Raw genomic sequence first — 4157 nt, 5'->3', positions numbered from 1 at the left:
ATATCAACTTTAGCACCCTCTAAATTGATACCACCATTTGCTGTATCCAACTTAACAACTTGTTCCGATCCATTCCCCGCAGTTCCACCATAGCCTTTTAAAGTTAAAGTGCCATTTTTAGAAACGAGTTCAATATCACCTACCGCCTTTAGACTATAAACTTTTGGATCAATCGTTAAGTTAGAATTGGTTTGAATTGTTAGGTCACCATTTAAACTATTTAACTTTGTATCATTCTTGAGTAAATCACTTCCGACTGCATTTAAGTTCAATCCAGTCTGACCTAAAATAAAACCACCCGCCTCTAATAAAACAGCTCCACCGGTTAAATTTGTATTTTGTAATACTTGGTTTCCTGTAGCCGTTACAGAGGTTACCCCTTTAGACGTTAAGTTTGTTACTTTATCCGCAATCCATTTGGTCGCTGGCGTATACTCAGCATTGCTATAAACCGTACGACCAGAGCTTACCGCCAGATGCTGGTCTGAAGTAGCATTCACCCCCTGTAAAGTCAGTAAATCTTTTGCATAGAGTTCAGTATTACCTTTTGACGTTAATACGCTGTCGATAATTGTACTCATGCCTGCTCTACTATTGATCGCAAGTTTACCAACCGTTGAGCTGAGGTCTGTATTTTGGATTTTAATATCAGATTTGCTATTTTCTATCGAAACAGTTTGTCCCTTTAGAACATTATTTACCGTTTTAAATCGGCCCGTATCCCCAGTAACAACTACATCACTATTAGCCTTTAGATTGATTCCATTATTACTCGAAACTAATATATCGCCCTGATTCGCATTAACTTGTACTGACTGTAAGTTAACGGTGCCATCACCAATCGAGCCAAGTGTTACACCTTTTAAACCACTAATAACGGATTGATCAGTTGTTAATTCATCTTTATCAGCTGAAGGCATCGCCTTGGTTGTCTGGGTCGAGTTTAAATTTATATTTTTATTCGCGAGTATAGAAATCTTTCCAGCAGAAGATGTGGCCTTTAAGCTATTTGCAGTAACTCCACCAGCAAGTGCGGTTAGATTAATATCACCTTGAGCCTTGAGTGCCTGACTTAAAACAAGGTCAGCAATTTCAGAACTCACATCAATATTTTTTTGTGAAGTCAGTGCACTATTGAGTGCTATTTGATTGGCATGTAGTTGAATGCTGTCTTTGTTGGAAATTTCTTTTGCTGTAACAGTTAAATTATTGGCTGCATCCAACTGAACCAGACCTGTAATAAGCGGAAGTGCCTTGTCAGCATTATTCCAGACCAGATCACGTCCACTGTAGGCTTTAATGTTTTTAACTCTGGTTGCAGCGTTTTCAAGTGAAAAACCAAGATTCTTTAGGTTTAGATCTCCTGAACTATACAGGTTGAGATCTTTACCCGCATAGATCGTCCCACCTTGAAGATCAATCAGGTTTTGAATATTAGCCGAATTTGCTTGTAGGTTGATTGAACCTAATGACGCCTGTATATGGTTCTCTGTAAGTGATAACTTACCGTTACTTAAAACATTTAAATCTTTGGCAGCAATCAGTTTTGCGCCTTTTGCTGCCACCAAGTCTTTTTGTACCTGTATGGTTGCTGTACCACGGTTACTTTTAAGTTCCGAGCCCGCTGCCAGATTGATATTCGCTGCATCAATATAGACATCTCCACCTTGTGCATCATCCATAATGCGGGTATCAGCAGCCAGATTGATATTACCTTTGGCATTAACAATTAAAGGAGAGGAAGCCAGGCTACCGACATTAATAATAATTTCTTTAGCATTTACATTCAGGTTATTACCTGAATCGATATTTAACATGCTATTACTGTTAATACTCCCTGATGAGTTGATATCGGCAGCTGCACCCGTACCCGTTGTTTGTATGTTCACTAAACCTTGGGTTTTACTGGTCGAACTGATTGTGCCACTGTGTTCAATTTTTCCGGCACTGGTAATCACCAGATTGTTAACTGCCTGAACAGTCCCTGCGTTAGTCACGCCTAAGCCTTTTTCAGTTCCCATCAAATAGATATTATTGGCATACATCCCACCTAGCGCTTTAACATCTACCGCCAATGTCGGTGCAGTTCCAGTACCTGTTTTAGGTGTATCATCCTGTAAATCTGCACTTTGATTATTTGCTCCAGCAATCACCTGACTATCATTTTTAGCACGTAGCTCAGCACTAAGCTCTAATGCACGCGCATAGAGATCCACATAATTTGCATCGTTATTATTTCCACCCAAACCAAATTTAGAATTGGGGTTCGCTGAGACCGTAATTTTCCCTTGGTCAACCGTAAACTGTTTGATGCTGCCATCAGCATTTAACTGGGGTTTACCTGTGGTAAAAATTGCCTTGTTGGCATTAATAAAACCACCACCTTTAATATTAATACCAGACGGGTTGGCAATAATGACATCAGCCATTTGCCCTGCAACTTCCAAGTTCCCTTCAAAACGTGAAGCGGCTGATGAATTTACTTCATTTAAAATAACTCGCGCTTCGCCTGTGGCTAAAAACGGGTTGGCTGCAACGTTTCCTACTGTTTTTGTCGTAGCACCCTGACGGCTGTTATTCAGGACTGCACCTTCTGCCAATACATCAAACTGTTTATAGATATTGTGGGAAATACCATTTTTGGGAGTCTGAATGTTAACCACTGGAACTGTTGTACCTGCTGAGTTCTTACCAGCACCAATGACTGCTCTATTAGCAGCATTTGCTGCACTATCTGCGACAATAGCAGCATAGACAGGAGCAAATGGTACTAATAAGCTAATACTTGCTACTAATGCCTTGACATGCCACAGTTGATGAAATGATTTTTCTTGTCCTGATGATTGTCCCGAACGCTCTATTTCTGAGGAGGTAGATTGTCCTGCCGCCTTGCTCTGGCTTCTAACATTCTCCGCAACAGCCATAAACATGTTACGAGCTTTGTTAAAAACAATTCGATAAAGATTTTTATTCATAAGTCAGTTTTCTCTAATTAAAATTAATTTTGTTTCTTAAGGAAACTTAATAAAAAGCATTTAGGCTAAATCCAAATATCCAGTCTTTTTTTATACTCTGCGGAGCGATTAGGCCTCGCCCTGTAAAGGCATCAATATAAAAATGGTTCAGATAACTTCGTAGACCTACGACACTCCCCATTAGATGGCGCTGCCCAGCAATACTGTTCTTACCGTTAACCCAGCCCTGATCTACGGCAACATACATTTGTGTATTTGGAATTTTTGTATTTACGCTGATTTCCTGTTGTAAATACTGTCCGTTATCGCCTGATAGCATCAGTTCACCATCAAAACCTCGAACGCTATAACGACCACCGATATAAAAACGATCATTAGGTACTAAAACTCGTGGAGCATATTGTCCACGCCAGTTCAAACGGTATTGAGCAGGCGTATCTAAAAGCAAAAATGGCATTTGAAAACGTAAATCGGCACTCCATATTGGTGCACGGGAATACCCTTCTGATGGTAATGGATTTTTATCAATGTCCTTAATTTGTTCTTCTGGTGCTAACAACGCATCAAATGCGCCTGTGCCATGCCGATAATCCAAACCCGCATCTAATACAGCATCACCCAGATATTGGCGATGTTGTATCCCTGCATTCCAGCCTGAAGTTTTTCTACGTTGTACTTCGATTTCAATATCATCAATAAAGTTTGAATTTTGCTTATGGTAGAGCTTGCCATAGAGGCTAGTTTTATGCTGTCCACTTCGGCTAAGTACACGAGATACATTCAAATTACCCTGCTGACTTAAGCCGTGATAACGTAGTACACCATTTGCACCCAATACATTTTGCTCGTATTGATAACGGCTATAGCTAGTACTGAAATCATAATTTCCTAACGGAAGCTGATAACTTACAAAGTAGTTTTTATTTAAGTCTCGATTTAAGTTATCTAATGAATGACTAAAATTAAAAGAAAAATAATCACTTAAATAGAATGGATTATTAATATTGAGTCCAAGACTACCTATATAACGACCTGTATCTTTACTTCCTGAATTATCCAGACCAAAATTTAAATTGATTTTTGATTGTGGCTGTAACTTAATAATCAGATCACTATACCCTTTAGCTTCCTGAACAGACTCATTTGACGGCACAATTTGTATATCTACCGTATAAGCTCGTT

At 39.3% G+C, this 4157-nt stretch carries 2 protein-coding genes; both read right to left on the bottom strand.

All coding sequences use genetic code 11. The annotated features are described in order from the left end of the window. Positions 1-2975: filamentous hemagglutinin N-terminal domain-containing protein (locus tag J536_RS23280; protein ID WP_032064120.1), on the bottom strand; the 2975-nt coding region annotated here is incomplete at its 3' end. A gap of 46 nt (positions 2976-3021) precedes the next feature. Beyond that, positions 3022-4157 (bottom strand): ShlB/FhaC/HecB family hemolysin secretion/activation protein (locus J536_RS23275; RefSeq protein ID WP_032064119.1); only part of this gene is annotated, 1136 nt, incomplete at its 5' end.

This window comes from Acinetobacter sp. 809848 (assembly GCF_000581275.1).
In the GTDB taxonomy this organism is placed as follows: Bacteria; Pseudomonadota; Gammaproteobacteria; order Pseudomonadales; family Moraxellaceae; genus Acinetobacter; species Acinetobacter pittii.
This window is presented reverse-complemented; position numbering and strand designations above follow the sequence as displayed.